Genomic DNA, 18728 nt, shown 5'->3' on the forward strand with positions numbered 1-18728 from the left:
CGTGGCCCAGTCGAAGAAGAAGGACTCCGCTCCGCCGACCGTGCAGTACTTCGCCGCTGTCCTGCGGCTTCCGCGGGAGCGGGCGGGGCTGACCCAGGACGAGTTGGGTGCGCTGATGAACTACACGGGGTCGGCGGTGAGCGCGGTCGAGACGTGCGCCAAGCCGCCGACGGACGAGTTCATCGACGCGGCCGAGAAGGCGCTGGACGCGGGTGGGTTGCTGAGGTCTGCGATCAAGTATCTGAAGCTTGAGCGGTATCCCGCTCACTTCCAGGGTTTCGTTCAGCTGGAGCAGGAAGCGCTGAGTGTGTCGTCGTACTGCACGCACCTGATCGACGGTCTGCTCCAGACCAAGGAGTACGCCCGCGCGCTGTTCGACTACGCATTCCCGCCGGTTGACGAGGAGGAGGTGGAACTGCTGGTCGCGGCTCGCATGGACCGCAAGGCACTCCTCGATCGCAAGCCGGTAGCAGTGGTGAGCGTCATCCTCGAAGAGGGGGTGCTTCGCCGATTGATCGGCGGTCCAGACATCATGCGTCCGCAGTACGAGCGCCTCATCGCATGCGCTGCCCGCTCCAATGTCGTCGTCCAGGTCATGCCGATGAGCCGAGCCGGACACGCTGGGCTGGCGGGTCCGATGACCTTGCTCGAGACCCCAGATGAGACACCGCTTGTCTATCTGGAAGGACAAGGCAAGAGCATCCTGGTGTCGAAATCGGACGAGGTTGGGGTCCTCGCTCGCCGCTATGCCATGATCAGGTCCCAGGCTCTCGGGCCAGAGGAATCCGTCGTGTTCATCGAGCAGTTGATGGGTGAGCTATGAGCAGACTCGTGTGGTTCAAGAGCAGCTACAGCGACAACACGGGCGGCCAGTGCATCGAAGTCGCCTACGACTGGCACAAATCGAGCTACAGCGATTCCGGCGGCGGCCAGTGCATCGAGGTCGCCACCACCCCCACCACCGTCCACATACGGGACTCCAAGAACCCTGAGGGTCCCAACCTCCGTATATCCGCCGCCGCCTGGGCGGGCTTCCTCGCCGTCGTCACCGGTTGATCAATGGCCGGAAGGCCGACCGCACATCGGCCGTCGACGCCTTGACGTACTGGTCCCCCGGTGGGCCGAGATCCGTGGGGCCGTACGTGGTGTACCTGAGCTTCTGGGGGCAGCTCGCGCCGTTGATCTCCACCGTGCGGTGGGCCACCGGCTTTCCGGTCCGCAGTTCGTAGACCTTCACCGGGATCTCGATCTTGTGGAACGTCACGTCCCTGGGGAAGTTAGGGGAGATCTTGCTCTCGTAGGGGCAGGTCCGGACGGGGGTGCCCTCCTTCTCCTCGTCCGCGCAGACCACCAGGACCGCCTTCTTGACGTCGGTGGTCCGCCAGCCGGACGGGAGCTTCCTCGTGTACGTGTCGTTGCCGTAGAACAGCGCGCGGTTGGTGCCCCTGCCGTATGGGGCGGCGCCGCTGTACTTCGCCGGCCGGGAGCAGTACGAGGGCTGGGTGTCGGTCGAGCCTTCCAGCAGGCTTCGGACGTGTCCCAGCTCGATGGTCAGCGTCGCCCGCCGGACCCCCTTGCGGGCCTTGGCCGCGAGGTCGTCGTGGGGGTACTGGTCGAGCAGCTGCCGGTAGCGGGTCCGTGCCCTCTTCCAGTCGTGGGCCGCCGTCAGGTCATCACCGCATCCGAGGAGCGCCGCGGGCGCGGTCCGCCGTACGGCGTCGGCGGACCGGTCCAGCGCGTCGTGGGTCGGCTCGCGGTGGCGGAGCCAGTCGGTGACGGTGACGGTGCGGCAGGGGTTCTTGGCGGGGAGGCCGTCGAGGAACCCGTCCAGCACCCGGCCGACCGTCTTCTCGTTGCCGGGTTTCGCGAGGACCGAGGCCAGGGTGTCGAAGCCCGTCTCCAGGGCCCGGGTGTCACCCGTCAGCCCGGAGGTCAGCAGGGTCCGGGCGGTCCGCAGCCGGTGACAGGCGTCGACGATCGCGTCACCGCGGGTGGTGAGCGGGGCGTCGGCCAGCCGGGTGCCGAACCACGCCTTGTCCTTGGCGCTCAACACCCGTGCGCAGTCACCGCGTTCACGGGCCTCGGCCATGCTCCGCCCGATCCCGGCGGCGTCGTACCGCAGCAGCCCCACGACCAGCAGCACCGGCACCGTGACACCGAGCGCCACCAGCCGCTGCCGGCGCAGCGTGACCCGACGCCTCCGTCCGCCCGCCAGGAACCAGCCGTGTGCGATGACGGCCGCCCACCAGATCAGCACGGCGAACTCGCACCACGGCCGGGCCACCGCGAGCAGGACGGCGAGCAGGGCGACGGTGATCGCGCCGGCGGCGACGGCGAACCCGCGCCGCCCCAGCATCAGATAGCCGGCCCCGAGCAGAGAGGCGTTGCCGAGGGCGACGGCCACCGGATCGTGCGCCGCCCGGTCCCCCGGTGGCGCGGGCTCCGGCACGGCGTGCGCGGCGTGCGTCGGGTCTTCCATCCTGGTGTCTTCCCATCGCGGAACGGACGTGGGCCGACCCGTATGGTGCGCGCCGGCGCCCGGGACCGGTCCCGGGCGCCGGGCGGTCTAGGCCCGGCCGTGGGCCCGCTGTGCGCGGTGGGAGAGGGAGTCGATCACGACGGCGAGCAGCAGCACCCCGCCGGTGATCATGAATTGCACGGCGGTCTGGATGTCCATCAGCGCCACACCCGAGGCGATCGACTGGATGACCAGCACACCCAGCAGGGCGGACCAGGTGCTGCCGCGGCCGCCGAAGAGGCTGGTGCCGCCGATGACGGCCGCGGCGATGGCGTTCATCAGCAGGTCGGTGGTGACCGAGGTCTGGCTGACCGAGTTGATCCGGGAGGCCAGGAACAGACCGCCGATGGCGGCCATCGTGCTCGACATCATGAACGCCGAGGTCCGCACCCAGGCCACATTGATCCCGGCGCGGCGGGCCGCTTCGACCCCGCCGCCCAGCGCGAAGATCATCCGCCCGTAGGTCGTACGGCGCAGGACGTAGTCGAGGACGACCAGGACGACCAGGAAGATCAGGAGGGCGAGCGGCAGGCCCTGGAACCGGTTGAGCACATACGCGGCGGCGAAGGCGATCACCGCGAGCGCCCCCGTGCGCAGAGCGATCACGGCCGGGGGTCGGGTGGGCACTCCGGCGGCGCGGCGGCGCTTGACGCCCCGCCAGGCGGTCAGGAAGTACCCGGCCGTGCCGAGCGCCGCCAGTGCGTAGGCGGCGGCGACATCGGAGAAGTAGTAGTTGGTCAACTGGGCGACCAGGCCCTGATCGTTGAGGTTGATGGTGCCGTAGGTGCCCATGATGAAGAGCATCAGGCCGTACCACCCCAGCAGTCCGGCGAGGGTGACCACAAACGCGGGGACGCCGACCACGGCGGTGAAGAAGCCGTGGACGAAGCCGACCGCCGTACCGCAGAGCACGCCCAGGACGATGGCGGGTGGCTCGGCCATGCCGAGGTTGACGTTCAACACGGCGTACAGGGCGGAGGCCAGACCGCTCACCGAGCCCACCGACAGATCGATCTCGCCGACCAGCAGGACGAAGATCACGCCGAGCGCGAGCATGCCGGTGCCGACGATGTCCACGCTGAGGTTGGAGAGGTTGCGCGGGGAGAGGAAGTGCGGATTGAGGATCTGGAAGACGGCCCAGATCGCGAGCAGCCCGAGCACGACCGGGACGGAGCCGATCGTGCCGCCGCCCAGTCTGCGGCCGAACGTGTCGGCGAAGCGTACGGCCCCCCGTACCGTGGATCCACCGGGTACGCTCACAGCTCCCCTTCCCGCGCCACACGCCGCGTCACCGCGTTGTCGGAGGCGCCGGTGATGGAGGAGACGATCTGCTCCTGGGAGGTGGTGGTGACGTCGAAGAACCCGTTGTTACGGCCCAGGCGCAGCACCGCGACCCAGTCCGCGACGGCCTTGACATCGCCCAGGTTGTGACTGATCAGCAGCACCCCGAGCCCGCGCTCACGGAGCCGTTCCACCAGATCGAGTACCTGGGCGGTCTGTTCGATGCCCAGGGCGGCGGTGGGCTCGTCCAGCATCACCAGGCGCGGTTCGCCGAGCAGCGCCCGGGAGATGGCGACGGTCTGCCGCTGGCCTCCGGAGAGGGAGACGACGGGCCGGCGCACATCGGGGATGCGGATGGAGAGGGTCGCCAGCAGGGCCCGGGTGCGGCGCTCCATCTCCACCTCGTCCAGCACGCCGATCCGGCTGAGCTCGCGGCCGAGGAAGAGATTGCCGACGACATCGAGGTTGTCGCAGAGCGCGAGGTCCTGGTAGACGGTGGCGATCCCCAGGTGCTGGGCGTCGTGCGGGCGGCCGATATGGACGGGGTGGCCCCGCCATTCGACGGTGCCCGTGTCGGCCGGTTCGACGCCCGCGATCACCTTGACCAGAGTGGACTTTCCCGCGCCGTTGTCGCCCACCAGGGCGATGACCTCACCGGCGTGGATTTCCAGCTCGACGTCCGTGAGCGCCTGGACCGCGCCGAAGCGCTTGAAGACGCCACTCAGCGCCAGCAGGGGCGGGGCCGACGGTTGGGCCATCCGCTCCTCCCTTCATTCCGTCATGCGATTCGTTCCGCGTCGTGCTACGACCCGCCCGGGCCGATGAGCCCGGCCCTGCGGCAGTCATCCGCATACTTCTCGGTGCATATCTGATCGACGCGATACAGACGGTCCTTGATGACGGTGCTCTTTATGTTGTGCACGGTCACGGCCACCGGCCTGAGCAGCACCGTGGGTATGCCACGGACGGTCTCGTTGTCGACCCGCCGCGTCGCGATCCCGTTGAGCGACTTGCCCTGCCCCAGCGCGACGGCCATCTCCGCGGCGGTGTACGCCTCGGGCTTGAACGGCTTGTAGACGGTCATGTACTGCTCGCCCGAGAGGATCCGCTGGATGCCCGCGGCCTCGGCGTCCTGGCCGGTGGCCGGGGGGAGCGGCCGGATCCGGGCCGTCTTCATGGCGGTGATGGCGCCCGCGGCCAGGCCGTCGTTGGCGGCGAGGACGCCGTCGATGCCGTGGGGACCGAGGGCGGCGATGGCGGCGGTCATGTTGCGGTTGGCGTTCTCCGGCCGCCAGCCGACGGTCTCGTAGGACTTGGCGATCTTGACCTTGCCGCGGAGGACGGACCGCGCGCCCCGTTCGAACCAGCGCGCGTTGGGGTCGGTCGACGAGCCGTTCATCATGACGATCCGGCGGTCCTCGGCGTGCGGGCCCAGCGCCTTCAGCAGCGCCTTGCCCTGGAGCCTGCCGACCTCCGCGCCGTCGAAGGAGACATAGCCGGAGATGGGCCCCTGGGCGAGGCGGTCGTAGGCGACGACGGGGACGTTGGCGCGGCGGGCCTGGATCACGGAGTGGCGGACGGCCTTGGTGTCCACCGCGTCCAGAATGAGCACATCGACCCCGTTCGTGATCATCGCTTCGATCTGGTAGCGCTGGGCGGCCGGATCGTGCTGGGCGCTGGCGTAGTTCACTGTGCAGCGCGGGCACAGCTCCTTGACCCGCTTCTGGATCAGGGGCTTGTCGAACCGCTCGAAACGCACTATCTCGTTCTCCGGGAGCAGCAGGCCGATCCGCAGGGCCGCGCGATGGGTCCCGACCGCGCCGACCCTCTCGCCGACCTGGGCGGCCTTGCCGCAGGCGGCGAGGGACACGGCCAGCCCAAGACCCGCCGCGACGGCGACGGCCGCACGGAGGCGATCGCGCGTCAGGGAGCGCGTGCGGGAGCGCGGGCGCGCGGGCGTATCGGCGGACGTACGAGGGTGCGTACGGGAATGTGTCCGGAGGTGCGTCCACGAACGGCTCATCGACTCGTCCTCCTGTCTCTGGTCCGCGTGGCCCCCTCCGTCCGCCGTTCCTCCCACGGGGACGACAGCGAGATCTCACCCCACACCTGCTTGCCCCCGCTCAGCGGCACCGAGCCCCAGGTCTGCGACATCGCCTCGATGAGCAGCAGCCCCCGGCCGCCGGTGGCCTCCCAGTCCACGGCGGCCGGTTTGACGGGGGTGCGGGGCGACATGTCGTTCACCGCGATCCGCAGCCGGTCCGCGGTCAGCGTCAGACTCAGCCGCACCTCGCCCCGGGTGTGCACCAGGGCGTTGGTGACCAGCTCGGAGGTGACCAGCAGGGCCACGTCCAGATCGTCCTCCACACCCCAGTTGCGCAGGGTGCGCGCGGTGAAGCGGCGGGCGTGCATCACGGCGTCGGGCAGCCGCCACACCGTCCAGCTCGCCCGGGTGGGCCGCACCCGCATCCCGTCGTAGCGCAGCAACAGCAGCGCGACATCGTCCTCGCGGCGGCTGTCCCCGCCGAGCAGTTCGTCCGCCACCCCTCCGGGGTCGGCCGGGTCGGCGCGGGCGAGCGCCTGGCGCGCCCGGCGCACCCCGTCGTCCAGGTCGAGCCGGGCGGACTCGACCAAGCCGTCCGTGAACAGGGCGAGCAGGGTGCCGGAGGACAGCCCGGCGGCGGTCATCGGGAACTCGGCGTCCGCGACCACGCCCAGCGGCGGGCCGCCCTCGACGTCGAGCTCCTGGGTGGTGCCGTCCGGGAGGCGCAGCAGCGGCTGCATGTGTCCGGCCCGGACGAACCACGCCTCGCCCTCCTCCATGTCGAGGTCGGCGTAGCAGCAGGTCGCGAAGAGATCGGTCTCCATGCCGACGAGGAGGCGGTTGGCGTGCGCCACGGCCACATCGGGCGGATGGCCCTCCACGGCGTAGGCCCGGATGGCGGTGCGCATCTGGCCCATGATCGTGGCGGCCGCGGCGCTGTGGCCCTGCACATCGCCGATGACCAGCGCCACATGGCCGTCGGGCAGCGGGATCACGTCGTACCAGTCGCCGCCCACCTCCAAGCCCATCGTCGCGGGCAGATAGCGGGTGACGGCCACCCCTCCGGGCAGCTCCGGCAGCTTCCGGGGCAGCAGGCTGCGCTGGAGCATGGTGGCCAGTTCGTGCTCGGCGTCCAAGGAATGGGCGCGCACCAGGGCCTGCCCCACCAGACCGGCGGTCGCGGTCAGCAGCGAGCGCTCCTCCGGGCCGAACTCATGCCGCCGCTCCCATCCGATCAGGCACACCCCGACGATCCGGCCGTCCGCCGGGAGCGGGAGGACGGCGAGGCCGCCGGGGCCGATACCGGCGAGCCCGGGTTCGAGGTCGGCGCCTTCGGGCCAGATGCTGACCTGCCCCTCCCGCAGCGCCTCCGCCAGCGTGGGCAGGGCGTGGCTGGGCGGCTCGGGCCATTCGGACCGCCAGGCGGCCCGCCACACCTCGGGCCAGGCGGTGGGTTCGGCGGGGGCGAGGACGCCGACCACGAGCTGATCGGCCTGGGCCTCGGCGACCGCGACCCGGCCCGCCCCGAGCGGATCGCGCAGCGCGCCGACCACGGCCCGGCCCACGTCCCGGACGGTGGTGGCCCCGGCCAGGGCGGTGGACAACCGCTGCACCAGGGACACCTCGTCGGCGCTCGGCCGCAGATACGAGGTCTCCGCGACCACGCCGAGCATCCGCCGGGGTCTGCCGTCCGCCCCCGTCTCGATCCGGGCGCGCAGGCCCAGCCAGCGCAGCTCGCCGTTGGGCCGACGGATCCGGAACTCCTGCTGCGCGGTGCCGGAGGTCAGCAGGTCGGGTTCCAGGACCGTCATCAGGGCGGGCACATCGTCCGGGACGGTGACCGACAGCAGGGTCTCCACCCGTCCGTCGAAGTCCTCCGCGGCGATGCCGAAGAGTTCGAGCACCTGGGTGTCGGCGGTCATCCGCCCGCTGTCGAGGAGCAGGACGAACGAGCCGACCCGCAGCCGGTCCAGGGTCGGACCGGGCAGTTCGGGCCGCGGCCGGGTGAGCGCCTGCGGACCGGCCGCCTCGACCCCGGCGGCCACATGGTGGGCGTAGAGCTCGATGAAGCCACGGCGGTCGGCGTCGATACCGCCGGGCGCGTCGTCCACGACCACCAGACACCCCAGCCCCTTGCCGTCCCCGCCGAGCGGCAGCGCCCCCAGCGAGACACCGGGCGTGGTGGGGGGTTCGGGCGTGGTGGGGCCGGCCGGACCGTAGGCGGCGAGTTCGGTGGGGGTCAGCCACAGGGGGCGTCCGGCGCGGAAGGCATCGGCGACGGGCGAGCGCCCGGACACGGGGTAGTGGGCCGGCAGCGCGTACGACCGCCCGGCGCTGCGCACCGTCTCGGCCAACCGCAGCTCGGCACCTTCCGCGTCCAGCACATAGACAGCCACCAACGCGGTCCCCGTGAACGCCAGAACATGCCCGGTCACAGCACGCCTGCACCGCCTCCGTGCGTGAACCGCCGGTCTCATGGGCGTACCCGGGCCATTGAATCGGCCTCCGCGCGGCGACCGGACACGACCACCGGCGGGGCCTTCGCTGCCGCGCCCCCTCGAAAGGGATGGCGCCTCTCCTCAAAGCATGGCACAGCGGGCCGAACCCGGCCATCTCCCTCGCGGGGCGGGCGCGGCTGTATGCGGGCCGGATGAGGGCCGGATGAGGGGATGGGCGGGGGGCCGGGTGTGGGCCGGGCAGGCTCGACGCGGTCGGCGGTGCACGGGAGACTGAGCCCCATGGTGCGACTGCGGGCGGTCTCGACGGACGACTGGCCCCTGTGGCGGGACGCCCGCCTGGCCGCGCTGACCGAGGCGCCGCACGCCTTCAAGGCCCGGCTCGCCGACTGGCACCGCGGTGGCGAGGAGCGGTGGCGCGCCCGGCTGGAGCTGCCGGGCGCCTACCACGTCGTCGCCCTGCTGGACGGCCGGGCCGTCGGGATGGCGGGCGGCATGCCCGGGGACGGCGGGAGGCCGCCGGAGCTGAGGTCCGTCTGGGTCAGCCCCGAGGCGCGCGGCCACGGCGTCGGCGCCCTGCTGATCGGGGCGGTCGAGACCTGGGCCCTGCGGTCGGGCGCCACGGCGCTGCGGCTCGCGGTGCTCCCGGACAACGCGCCGGCGATCGCCCTCTACGAGCGGCATGGCTTCGTCGCCACCCGGGAGCCGGGTCCGGTGGCCGGGGTGTGCGTGCCCGTCCCGGCCCCCGGGACGATTGGCCACAACAGGGCCCTCCGTCGGCCCTCACCGTCGGCCCCCGTCGCCGGGGGCCCCGCCGTCGCGCCTGCGTCGGCGGACGGCTCGACCAGGGAGCTGGTCATGGAGAAGGCGCTCCGGCGGAGTTGAGCCCCGCCGCCTCAGTCCCCGGGGTCCACCCGGGACTTCGCCTCGGACGGCTCGGACGCCACCGCGGGGTCCTCCGGGAAATCCGCCGGGGACGAGGAGAGCAGCTCCGGCAGCGGGGTGTGCCGCGCCCCGGCGAGGAGGACGTCGAAGCCCCAGGCCAGCCGGTCCTGGGGAGAGCCGGACAGCAGCCGTGGGCCGAGTGCGGCGATATGCGGATGGGTCCGCGGTGAGACGTCCCGCACCACCGAGGCGAGCGCCCGCCAGTCGTCCTCGCTCTGGGGGGTGTCGCCGGGGGTCCGGTGGGCGTGCTCGGCGGCGGTCGCGGTGGCGAACTGGAGCAGCAGGTCGATCAGCCACGCGGCCCGGTCGGGCTCGATGCCGCCCTCGTCCAGCAGGGCGAGCAGCGCCTCCACCAGGTTCAGATAGTGCTTCCCGAAGAGGCGGGCCACCAGGGCGGACTGCGCGAGACCGGGGTACTCGAACAGCACCGAAGTGTACGAGGTGAGGATCCGCACCAGCCGGTCGTGCCAGTCCCCGGCCGCCCTCGCCGGGCTCAGGTCGACCTCGCCGAGGAGTTCGTCCAGGACCGCCGCGTGCAGCTCGGCCATGTTGCGCACGTACACGTAGAGCGAGGCCGGCCCGGTGTCCAGCTCCTTGGCCAGGCGGCGCATCGTGACCCGCTCCAGGCCCTCGGCGCGGATGAGTTCGACCGTGGTGGCGATGATGCCTTCGCGGGTCAGGGCCGGTTTCGCCGGACGTTCCCGGCGGCTCCGCGGGGCGGTGGGGTGCGCTGTCATGGCGCCATCGTACCCATTGGCGAACGCGTTCGTGACGAACGCGTTTGCCGCGAACGCGTTCGTCGCCCTACGCTCATGCCATCCGCCGCGTACCGGCGCCGAGCCGGGGCCGAGCCAGGGAGGCATCTCCATGTCCACAGCACCCCGTATCGCCATCGCCGGAGCAGGGCTGGGAGGGCTGACGCTGGCGCGTGTCCTGCACGTCCACGGCATCGCCTCGACCGTCTACGAGCTGGACGCGTCGGCGACCGCCCGCGACCAGGGCGGCTCGCTGGACATGGATCCGGAGTCCGGCCGGCAAGCCCTGCTGCACGCCGGTCTGCTCGAGGAGTTCCGGCCGCTCAGCCGCCCCGAGGACGGGGAGCTGCGCCTGCTCGGCAAGGACGCCACGGTCGGCTTCCGCATCCCCGCGCCGGAACCGGGCGAGGGGGACGAGGGCGAGGAGCGCCCCGAGATCGACCGCCGGGCGCTGAGGGATCTGCTGCTGCGCTCACTGCCCGAGGGGACGGTCCGCTGGGGCCACAAGGTCCGCTCGGCCTCCCCCGGCGCGGGGCGGCCCGCGCTCACCCTGTCCGACGGCCGGACCGTCGAGGCGGATCTGCTGGTCGGCGCGGACGGGGCGTGGTCCAGGATCCGGCCCCTGGTGTCCGAAGCCGACCCGGTCTACTCGGGGCTGTCGTACGTCGACTGTCTGCTGCGCGACGTCGACACCCGGCACCCCGCCGTCGCCGAACTCGTGGGCCGGGGAACGATGTTCGCCCTGGCGGACGAGAAGGGGCTGATCGCCCAGCGCAACGGCGGCGACCGGGTCCGCGTCTACGCCGCCGTCAAGGCGCCGGAGGAGTGGAGCCGTTCCGGCCTGATCGACCCCGCCGACCCGGTGGCGGCCAAGAAGCGGCTGCTGGACCTCTTCCCCGACTGGGACGAGGGGCTGCGCGCGCTGATCGCCGAAAGCGACGGCCCGCTCGTCGCCCGGCCCATCCACGCCCTGCCCATCGACCACCGCTGGGACCGGATGCCCGGTGTCACGCTCCTGGGCGACGCCGCCCATCTGATGTCCCCCTTCGCCGGGGCGGGCGCCAACCTCGCCATGCTCGACGGCGCGGAACTCGGCCTCGCCCTCGCCACCCACGACGATCTGGAGACGGCTCTGAACGCCTACGAGACACCCATGTTCCCGCGCGCCGAAGCGGCGGCCGCGCAGTCCGCCGACAACCTCACCGACTTCTTCCACCCGGACGGTCTGCGGATCGCACGCGAGACCTTCATCGCGCTCACCTCGGGCGGTGAGGCCCGATGACCACCCACCGGACCGGCGGATTCACGCTCGAGCCCTACCCCGGCCTCCCCCTGACGGTGCGGGACGTGGGCGCGGGCCGGCCCGTGCTCGTCCTGCACGGCGGTGGCGGGCCCGCCACCATGGCCGGTGTCGTGGACCACTTCGCCGCCACTTCCCGGGTGCTGGCGCCGACCCACCCGGGCTGGGAGGACACCCCGCGGCCCGAGTGGTTCTCGGACGTGGGCGACCTCGTCGAGACCTATCTGGACCTGTTGGACGACCACGATCTGCGCGATGTCCTGGTCATCGGCAGCTCCTTCGGCGGCTGGATCGCCTCCGAGATGACCGTGCGCGACCGGGGCCACCGCATCGGCGGGCTGATCATCACGGGCGCCTTCGGCACGGAGGTCGAGGGGCATGAGGTGCGGTTCCCCACCGCGCCGCCCGGCCCGCCGCCCGGTGAGGGGTCCGGCGCGCCCGCACCGCGCCGGGGCCCCTCGCCCGCGGCCCTCCAGGCGCTGGTGGCCTACGCGGGGCCGTCGAAGTCGGATCCGAAGCTGCTGCACCGGCTGGCCCGGGTGACCGTGCCCGCCCTCGCGGTGTGGGGAGCGGACGACACCGTCGTCCCGCCCGACTTCGGCCGCGCGTACGCCGCCGCCATCCCCGGGGCGCGCTTCGCGCTGATCCCGGGCGCGGGCCACCTCCCCACCCGGGAGGCCCCGGAGACCACCTTCGCCGCGATCGACGACTTCCTGGCCTCCATCGGGCGGTGAGCGCTCCACCGGGATGGTGTGGGAAGCGCAGTGGGATGCCGTCGCTCGACCGCGGCACCGTCGTGGCCGGACGCGCCCCTTCGGGGCGGCCATTCACCCTCTTCAGACGGGGCGGTCCTCAGGCGGGGCAGTCCTCAGGCGGGGCGGCCCAGCTCCTTGCGGAAGAGCTCCAGCACATTGCCGCCGAGGATCTTCTCGATGTCCCCCTCGGGAAGGCCCCTTCGGACCAGCGCCTCGGTCACCAGAGGCAGTCCGCGGGGGCCTTCGAGGCCGGGCACCAGCCACCGGGCGTACTCGACGTCCTCGCAGCAGGGCGGGGTGGTGTCCACACTGACCTCCTTGATGAAGTCCGGCCCCAGACCCACATGGCCGACGCCGATCACCTCGGCGATGTGGACGATGTGATCGGCCAGCCGGTCCACCGTGCGGTCGGCCTGGTCCATGGCCAGGAACTCACCGAGGAAGTTGACGCACACCGTGCCGCCGGTCGCGGCGATCCCGCGCAACTGCTCGTCGGTGAGGTTGCGATGGTGGTCGAGCAGGGCGCGGGCGGAAGAGTGGGTGGCCAGCACGGGGCGGGTGGCCAGCTCCAGCACATGGGCGACCCCGGAGGCGCCGAGATGGGAGACGTCGAAGAGGATGCCCAGACGCTCCATCTCCTTCAGCGCCAGGACCCCGGCCTCGGTGAGCCGACTCCCGGTGGCGTCCTCACCGCTGCCGTCGGCCAGGGCGGTACGGCCCCAGTGGGCGAGCGAGGCGATACGCACCCCGAGGCGGTGCAGGGTCGGCAGGAGCTCCACATTCGCGTCCAGCCCAGGGGCGCTCTCCAGCGCCAGCACCAGGGCGATCCGGCCGTCGGCGAGCGCCGCGTCGATGTCGTCGCCGTCCAGGCACAGCCGTACCTCGCCGGCGTTGCCCTCGGCGAGGGTGTGGGCGCACTCGATCATCCGCAGCGTCTCGCGCAGCGCGCCCTCGGGGCGGAACTGGTCGTCGATGAAGACCGGCAGCACCTGGAGGTCCACCCCGCCCTCGCGCAGCTGCGGCAGCCAGCGCTCCCGGAAGTAGCCGGCCCAGCGGTGCGGCGGGCGGGCGGTGACGGCTATCAGCAGGTCGTTATGGGCGTCGGCGACGACGGCGCGCCGGTGGAGTACATCGCTCATACGGGTGTCGATGGCCTTTCGTGGGACGGCGGGGAGGGGGACGGCGGCGGTCATGGTGACCTACGAACCGCCAGCCGGTCCATGGATTTTCCTGCGGCGGACGGGGATCGCCTCCCCGGCGTGGACACCGTGGACCCGGCGGACCCGGCGGACTGATCGTGGACGCGTTGGTCCGCCCCGCCCCCGGCCGCATCCAGTGGGGGTGGTGCCGAAGCAGAGCGCCGAGGCGATCGTCAGCAGCTCACCCATGGTCCGTACGGGCCTCGTCCCCGGCGGCGGACCCGGCGGCCGACCCGGCAGGGGATCCGGCCGCTGCCCGGGTGGCCGCCCGGTCCGCCGCGCCGACCGGGCACTCCACACCGTCGGGGGCGCAGGCGGCCCGGTCGCACAGCCGGCACATCCGGTCGGCCGAGCCGCTGCCCTGGCAGAGCCCGTCGAGCAGCTTCGCCAGCAGTGCGCCGAGGTCGCGGACCTCCGTGTCGCCGAGGCCGTCCAGCACCCCGGTGAGCCGGGAGGTTCGCGAGACCAGCAGCTGTCCGGCGGTCCGCCGCCCTTTGCCGGTGGGGTGGACCCCGGTCCAATTGCCGACCGTGCGCCGCCGCTCGACCAGCGCCTCCCGCTCCAGCCCGTCGACCATCCGCACCGCCGCGGACTGGGTGAGCCCCACCCGGCGGCCGAGCTCGGTCACGCTCACACCGGGGTCGGCGCGGAGCACGATCAGCGCGGCGGCCGCGCTCATGCTCAGACGGGAGGCGGCGGCCGGGGCGCCGAGCGGATCGTCCGTGATCGCCAGCGCCGTGGCTGGGTGAGCCGATGCGCCGCCCGGCGGGGTGAGAGGATCGGACACACGGCCCGAGGGACGGAGGCGGCAGATGTCGGTGGAGATCACCTGGTGGGGGCATGCCACCGCGACCGTGCGGGACTCCGGCGTACGGGTGCTGACCGATCCCCTCTTCGTACGGCGCCTGGCCCATCTGCGGCGCCGCCGCGGGGCCGTACCACCGGCGGCCGCGGCGGTGGTGGACGTGGCGCTGGTCTCGCATCTGCACGCCGACCATCTGCACCCCGGCTCGCTGGCCAAACTGCCGCCCGGCACCCGGCTGGTGGTGCCACGCGGGGCCGGGCGGGCGGTGCCCGGGCTGCGGCGGGTGGTGGCGGCGCGGGGGCTGCGGGTGACCGAGATGGTGCCGGGGGACGTGTGCGCGGTCGGCGAGGTGCGGATCCGGGCGGTTCCGGCCGCGCACGACGGACGGCGGCTGCCGTACGGGCCGAGCCGGGTGCCCGCGCTGGGGTATGTGCTCAGCGGCGAGTCGACCACGTACTTCGCGGGGGACACCGGGCTGTTCGACCGGATGCCGGAGGCGGTGGGCCCGTGCGATGTGGCGCTGCTTCCGGTGGGCGGCTGGGGACCCTACCTCGGCCCCGGCCATCTCGACGCGGGCCGCGCCGCACAGGCGCTGGCGCGGCTGGGGGCACGCTGCGCGGTGCCGGTGCACTACGGGACGTACTGGCCGATCGGGATGGACGCCATCCGTCCGCATGAATTCCACTCCCCCGGCGAGGACTTCGTGCGCCACGCCGGGCGGCTGGCCCCCGACACGGTGGTGCACCGGCTGGGGCACGGGGAGTGCGTCCGGCTGGAGCCCGCCAGGTGATGGGGGATCTGGCGGATCTCGCGCGGAGCGTGCCGTCCGAGTCGACCCAGCAGGCGGTGGGGTACCCCTCGCTGTTCCTGCTGGTGGTGTTCGGGTCGCTGGTGCCGGTGGTGCCCACCGGAGCGGTGGTCTCCTCGGCGGCCGTGGTCGCCATCCACCAGACCGCTCCCCCGCTGTCGCTGCTGGTGGTCTTCGGGGTGGGCGCGCTGGCGGCCTTCTCCGGCGATGTGATGCTCTACTGGCTCGGGCGGCGCGGAGTGCGCTCGAAGAACGGCTCGCGATGGCTGGAGCGGATCCACGACCACGCGGCGCCGGAGCGGCTGAACCAGGCGCGGGAGCGGCTGGAGGAGCACGGGGTGGCGGTTCTGGTGCTGTCCCGGCTGATCCCGGCGGGGCGGATACCGGTGATGCTGGCCTGTTTGCTGGCCCGCTGGCCGCTGCGGAGGTTCGCACGGGGCGCCGGACCCGCGGCGCTGGCCTGGGCGGCCACGTACCAGCTGATCGGGATCCTGGGCGGCTCGCTCTTCCCCGAACCGTGGGAGGGCGTGGCGGCGGCCGTGGTGCTGACGGTGGCGATCAGCACGACCCCCGCGCTGTGGCGACGGCTACGGCGCCGTACCCCGCACGACGCCCGGAGCGAGGCCCGGAGCGAGGCCGCGGGCTGACGCCCCTTCGCCCCGGACCGGGCCCGACGGCCCGGCCCGTTCCGGCAACACCCCTGCCGCACCGGCCCGCCCGGCGCGCCTTACGCGGCGGGGCTCGCCACCCCGGCCGCCCCGCCCACCCCGGCCGCCTGGCGCGGCGGCCCGGCACCCGGCGCGGCGGCCCGTCACCCTGAGCCGAGGGCACCCGGGACAGCGGCATCCAGGACAGCGGCACCCAGGAAGACCGGGTCAGCCGTCGAGGCGCAGGACCTCGCGCAGCGCACACGTCAGCGCGGCCTCCGGGTCGGGCACCGAGCGCTCCACCCGCCAGGCGACGAAGCCGTCGGGGCGGACCAGGACCGCTCCGTCGGGGGCGGTGCCGTGGAGTTCGGCCCAGTCCACACCCGGTTCGGGGGCCAGTTCATGGTCGGGTCCTTCGCCCACCCGGTAGCAGTCCAGTGGTACGCCGAGGGCGTCGGCGGCGCGTTGGCCCGCCTCGTACCAGGAGGCGCCGCCGGGTCCGGTGAGCAGTACACAGGTGCGCTCGTACAGATCGAGGGTGGACAGCCGCACCCCGCAGCGGTGCACCCACATATGGGGCGCGCGGCCGCCGGGTTCGGCCGAGACCTCGAACTGGTCGGGCACCGCGGGCGCGGCGGGGTCGGCGCCGACGACCGCGCCGCGCACATAGCGGTAGCCCATGGCGACCGCCATCACATTGCTCTGCGGGCCCTCGGTGGCGGGTGCCGAGTAGCCGGGGTGGCTGTGCTCGGCCGAACGGGCGGCGGCGCGGGCGCTGGTGGCCTTGGCGACCGGCCGCCGCTCCATGCCGTAGGTCTCCAGGAGTCCGGGGCCCGCCCAGCCGCCCATGACGGCGGCGATCTTCCAAGCCAGGTTGTGGGCGTCCTGGATACCGGTGTTGGAGCCGAAGGCGCCGGTGGGCGACATCTCGTGGGCGGAGTCCCCGGCGAGGAAGACCCGGCCGTCGGAGTAGTGGTCCGCGACCCGCTCGGCCGCGTGCCAGGGCGCCTTTCCGGTGACCTCGACCTCCAGGTCGGGCATGCCGACGGCGGTGCGGATGTGCCGGGCGCAGCGCTCGTCGTCGAACGCCTCCAGCGGCTCGCCGTGCTCGGGGTGCCAGGGGGCGTGGAAGACCCACTGCTCCTGGTTGTCGACCGGCAGCAGCGCCCCGTCGGCCTCCGGGTTGGTGAGGTAGCAGGCGATGAAGTGGCGGTCCCCGACGGCGTCCGCGAGCCGCTTGGCGCGGAAGGTGACGGACACGTTGTGGAACAGCTCACCGCGTCCGCTCTGCCCGATGCCGAGCGCCTCGCGCACCGGGCTGCGGGGGCCGTCGGCGGCGATGAGGTAGTCGGCGCGGACCGTGGAGCGCCGCTCGGACCTGCGGTCCAGAAGCGTGGCGGTGACCCCGTCCGGGTCCTGCTCGAAGGAGATCAGCTCGGTGGAGAACCGCAGCTCGCCACCGAGTCCCTGGGCCGCGTCCAACAGCACCGGCTCCAGGTCGTTCTGGCTGCACAGACACCATCCGGCGGGGCTGATCCGGGCGGCCTTGCCACCCGGATCCATCTCCCGGAAGAGCCAGTTGCCCTCGGTACCGGTCAGGGACGGGGTCTGGAGGATTCCGTGGTTGTCGGCCAGGACGGACGCTGCCTCGCGGATCGCGGACTCCACTCCGGCGGTGCGGAACAGTTCCATCGTCCGGATGTTGTTCCCCCGTCCGCGCGGGTGGTGCGAGGTGCGCGGATGTTTTTCGACCAGCAGATGACCGATCCCCAGTCGGCCCAGGAACAGTGAGGCGGACAGGCCCACCAGGGAGCCGCCCGCGATGAGGACGGGCACACGCTCAGCATTGTCGGCAAGACGGTTCATTGTGCTGCTATGCCCGGTGTTTCCGGGCTCCTCCGGGGCGCTGACCAGGCGTCGCTCGGATGGCTCACATATCTCGCGCCATTGGTGGGAGCGTCCCACGATCGTCTAACGAGCGGGTGTCCTCGATGCCCGGAAGGACGCGTCCGCGAAATAAGGAGTGGAATATGAGCACCCTGTCCGACATTCCGGAGACCACGGTGAACCAGTCACCGACGACCGTGGAATCCGCTCTCACCGACACCAGATTGCGCGTCGTCTTGCTGGTGCAGGTCAACAGCGGTGCCGAGCAGCGCTTTCTCCGTGCCTACGATCAGCTGTCCCAGCAGGTGGCCGCGGTGCCCGGGCACATCAGCGACCAGCTGTGCCAGTCGATCGAGAATCCCTCGCAGTGGCTGATCACCAGCGAATGGGAAAGCGCCCCTCCGTTCCTCGCCTGGGTGGACAGCCCCGCGCACCGGGAGATGGTCAAGCCCTTCCACGGCTGTGTGGAGGACACCCGCTCACTGCGGTTCAGCATCCTGCGGGAGACCCTGACCGCCGGATCCGCACCGGTCGATGTCACCACCCGGGGTGTCGACGCCGCGCTGCGGGTCGGCGACGGGCTGGTCCGGCAGGCGCTCACCTTCACGGTGAAGCCCGGCAGCGAGGACGCCGTCGCCAAGATCCTCGCCGATTACGCCTCCCCCGAGGCACGGGTCGACGAGGCCACCCGGCTCTCCCGCACCTCCGTGTTCATGAGCGCCAACCGGGTGGTGCGGGCCGTGGAGGTCAAGGGCGATCTGACCGCGGCGCTGCGCTTCGTGGCCCGGCAGCCGGAGATCAGGGCCGTCGAGGAGGCCATCAATCCGTATCTGGAGGAGGACCGCAACCTCGACGACCCCGGCTCGGCACGGGAGTTCTTCGCACGAGCCTCCCTTCCGGTGGTCCACCACATGACGACCGGCGGGCCGCGCCCCGCCCAGGGCGTCCACCGCCACGCCCTGATCTACCCGGTCAAGACCGGCTGTGGACCGGCGGTGGCCAGTCTGCTGGCCCGCCAGGACGAGCTGGCGGTGAACAAGGAGATGGCCGCGGAGCAGTCCGCCAAGACCCTGCTGAGCAGCACCATCTTCCAGCGTGACGACATCGTGGTCCGGCTGGTGGACCTGAGCGTGCCGCTGGACCACCTCCCGGCCATGGCGGCCGGTGTGAGCGGACGGCGGGCGGCCGCCGTGCTGGGCCGCCTCCTCGACCTCGGGGCGGACGGGGCGGTGATCGATCTGTCGGTCGACGACGGGCTGCGCCGCTTCCTCGCCGGCTGCGACATGACCCCGATCACCGACCGCCAGGCGGCGGACCACTGACGACGT

General features: G+C 72.4%; 16 protein-coding genes and 1 pseudogene. 8 read left to right on the forward strand and 9 right to left on the reverse strand.

Features of this window, described 5'->3' with window-relative positions:
• Window position 1: 1 nt before the first annotated feature.
• Together NQU54_RS19120 and NQU54_RS19125 are read left to right on the forward strand one after the other, a co-directional pair.
• The gene (locus tag NQU54_RS19120; RefSeq protein WP_257632097.1) at window positions 2–823 is read left to right on the forward strand and encodes a helix-turn-helix domain-containing protein; all 822 of its coding nucleotides are present in this window, start codon (window positions 2–4) and stop codon (window positions 821–823) included.
• On the forward strand, window positions 820–1056 hold the full coding sequence (locus tag NQU54_RS19125; protein WP_257632098.1) for a DUF397 domain-containing protein: 237 nt from the start codon (window positions 820–822) through the stop codon (window positions 1054–1056). Before NQU54_RS19120 ends, NQU54_RS19125 begins: the two co-directional genes overlap by 4 nt.
• Here NQU54_RS19125 and NQU54_RS19130 read toward each other — a convergent pair.
• The 5 genes from NQU54_RS19130 to NQU54_RS19150 all read right to left on the reverse strand — a co-directional run bounded on the left by NQU54_RS19130 (window position 1046) and on the right by NQU54_RS19150 (window position 8278).
• Complete coding sequence (locus NQU54_RS19130; RefSeq protein WP_257632099.1) at window positions 1046–2479, reverse strand: tetratricopeptide repeat protein; 1434 nt, start codon at window positions 2477–2479, stop codon at window positions 1046–1048. The two genes, NQU54_RS19125 and NQU54_RS19130, sit on opposite strands and share 11 nt — an antisense overlap.
• A gap of 87 nt (window positions 2480–2566) precedes the next feature.
• Window positions 2567–3778 carry a sugar ABC transporter permease gene (locus tag NQU54_RS19135; protein ID WP_372505942.1) on the reverse strand — a complete coding sequence of 404 codons (1212 nt, stop codon included), beginning with the start codon at window positions 3776–3778 and terminating at the stop codon, window positions 2567–2569.
• On the reverse strand, window positions 3775–4557 hold the full coding sequence (locus NQU54_RS19140; RefSeq protein ID WP_099015365.1) for an ATP-binding cassette domain-containing protein: 783 nt from the start codon (window positions 4555–4557) through the stop codon (window positions 3775–3777). The genes NQU54_RS19135 and NQU54_RS19140 overlap by 4 nt, the downstream gene beginning before the upstream one ends.
• A 44-nt stretch (window positions 4558–4601) precedes the next feature.
• Window positions 4602–5822: a sugar ABC transporter substrate-binding protein gene (locus tag NQU54_RS19145; protein ID WP_257632100.1), complete on the reverse strand. Its 1221-nt coding sequence runs from the start codon at window positions 5820–5822 to the stop codon at window positions 4602–4604.
• On the reverse strand, window positions 5819–8278 hold the full coding sequence (locus NQU54_RS19150; protein ID WP_257632101.1) for a SpoIIE family protein phosphatase: 2460 nt from the start codon (window positions 8276–8278) through the stop codon (window positions 5819–5821). The genes NQU54_RS19145 and NQU54_RS19150 overlap by 4 nt, the downstream gene beginning before the upstream one ends.
• Window positions 8279–8581: 303 nt before the next feature.
• Here NQU54_RS19150 and NQU54_RS19155 point away from each other — a divergent pair.
• Window positions 8582–9022 (forward strand): annotated as a pseudogene (locus NQU54_RS19155) (GNAT family N-acetyltransferase); the annotation flags it as partial.
• 173 nt (window positions 9023–9195) lie between these two features.
• On the opposite strand, the gene NQU54_RS19160 reads toward NQU54_RS19155, so the two are convergent.
• Entirely contained in the window at window positions 9196–9981 is a 786-nt protein-coding gene (locus NQU54_RS19160) for a TetR/AcrR family transcriptional regulator (RefSeq protein ID WP_257632102.1), read from the reverse strand.
• A 130-nt stretch (window positions 9982–10111) separates the two neighbouring features.
• On the opposite strand from NQU54_RS19160, the gene NQU54_RS19165 reads away from it, so the two are divergent.
• Complete coding sequence (locus NQU54_RS19165; RefSeq protein WP_167503859.1) at window positions 10112–11281, forward strand: FAD-dependent oxidoreductase; 1170 nt, start codon at window positions 10112–10114, stop codon at window positions 11279–11281.
• Window positions 11278–12033, forward strand: a complete 756-nt coding sequence (locus NQU54_RS19170; protein ID WP_257632103.1) for an alpha/beta fold hydrolase — start codon at window positions 11278–11280, stop codon at window positions 12031–12033. The genes NQU54_RS19165 and NQU54_RS19170 overlap by 4 nt, the downstream gene beginning before the upstream one ends.
• A gap of 134 nt (window positions 12034–12167) precedes the next feature.
• Here the strand turns inward: NQU54_RS19170 and NQU54_RS19175 are convergent, their stop codons facing one another.
• The gene (locus NQU54_RS19175) at window positions 12168–13193 is read right to left on the reverse strand and encodes a dipeptidase (RefSeq protein WP_257632104.1); all 1026 of its coding nucleotides are present in this window, start codon (window positions 13191–13193) and stop codon (window positions 12168–12170) included.
• A 241-nt stretch (window positions 13194–13434) separates the two neighbouring features.
• Complete coding sequence (locus NQU54_RS19180; RefSeq protein WP_257632105.1) at window positions 13435–14040, reverse strand: MarR family winged helix-turn-helix transcriptional regulator; 606 nt, start codon at window positions 14038–14040, stop codon at window positions 13435–13437.
• Between the two features lie 25 nt (window positions 14041–14065).
• Here NQU54_RS19180 and NQU54_RS19185 point away from each other — a divergent pair, with 25 nt between their 5' ends.
• Both NQU54_RS19185 and NQU54_RS19190 read left to right on the forward strand, forming a co-directional pair.
• Window positions 14066–14848: an MBL fold metallo-hydrolase gene (locus tag NQU54_RS19185; protein ID WP_257632106.1), complete on the forward strand. Its 783-nt coding sequence runs from the start codon at window positions 14066–14068 to the stop codon at window positions 14846–14848.
• On the forward strand, window positions 14848–15513 hold the full coding sequence (locus NQU54_RS19190) for a DedA family protein (RefSeq protein ID WP_257632107.1): 666 nt from the start codon (window positions 14848–14850) through the stop codon (window positions 15511–15513). Before NQU54_RS19185 ends, NQU54_RS19190 begins: the two co-directional genes overlap by 1 nt.
• Before the next feature lie 228 nt (window positions 15514–15741).
• Here the strand turns inward: NQU54_RS19190 and NQU54_RS19195 are convergent, their stop codons facing one another.
• Window positions 15742–17379, reverse strand: a complete 1638-nt coding sequence (locus NQU54_RS19195) for an FAD-dependent oxidoreductase (protein WP_257632108.1) — start codon at window positions 17377–17379, stop codon at window positions 15742–15744.
• A 164-nt stretch (window positions 17380–17543) separates the two neighbouring features.
• Here NQU54_RS19195 and NQU54_RS19200 point away from each other — a divergent pair, with 164 nt between their 5' ends.
• The gene (locus NQU54_RS19200; protein ID WP_257632109.1) at window positions 17544–18722 is read left to right on the forward strand and encodes a SchA/CurD-like domain-containing protein; all 1179 of its coding nucleotides are present in this window, start codon (window positions 17544–17546) and stop codon (window positions 18720–18722) included.
• Window positions 18723–18728 lie beyond the last annotated feature (6 nt).

Source organism: Streptomyces malaysiensis subsp. samsunensis, from assembly GCF_024519315.1.
Lineage (GTDB): Bacteria > Actinomycetota > Actinomycetes > Streptomycetales > Streptomycetaceae > Streptomyces > Streptomyces malaysiensis.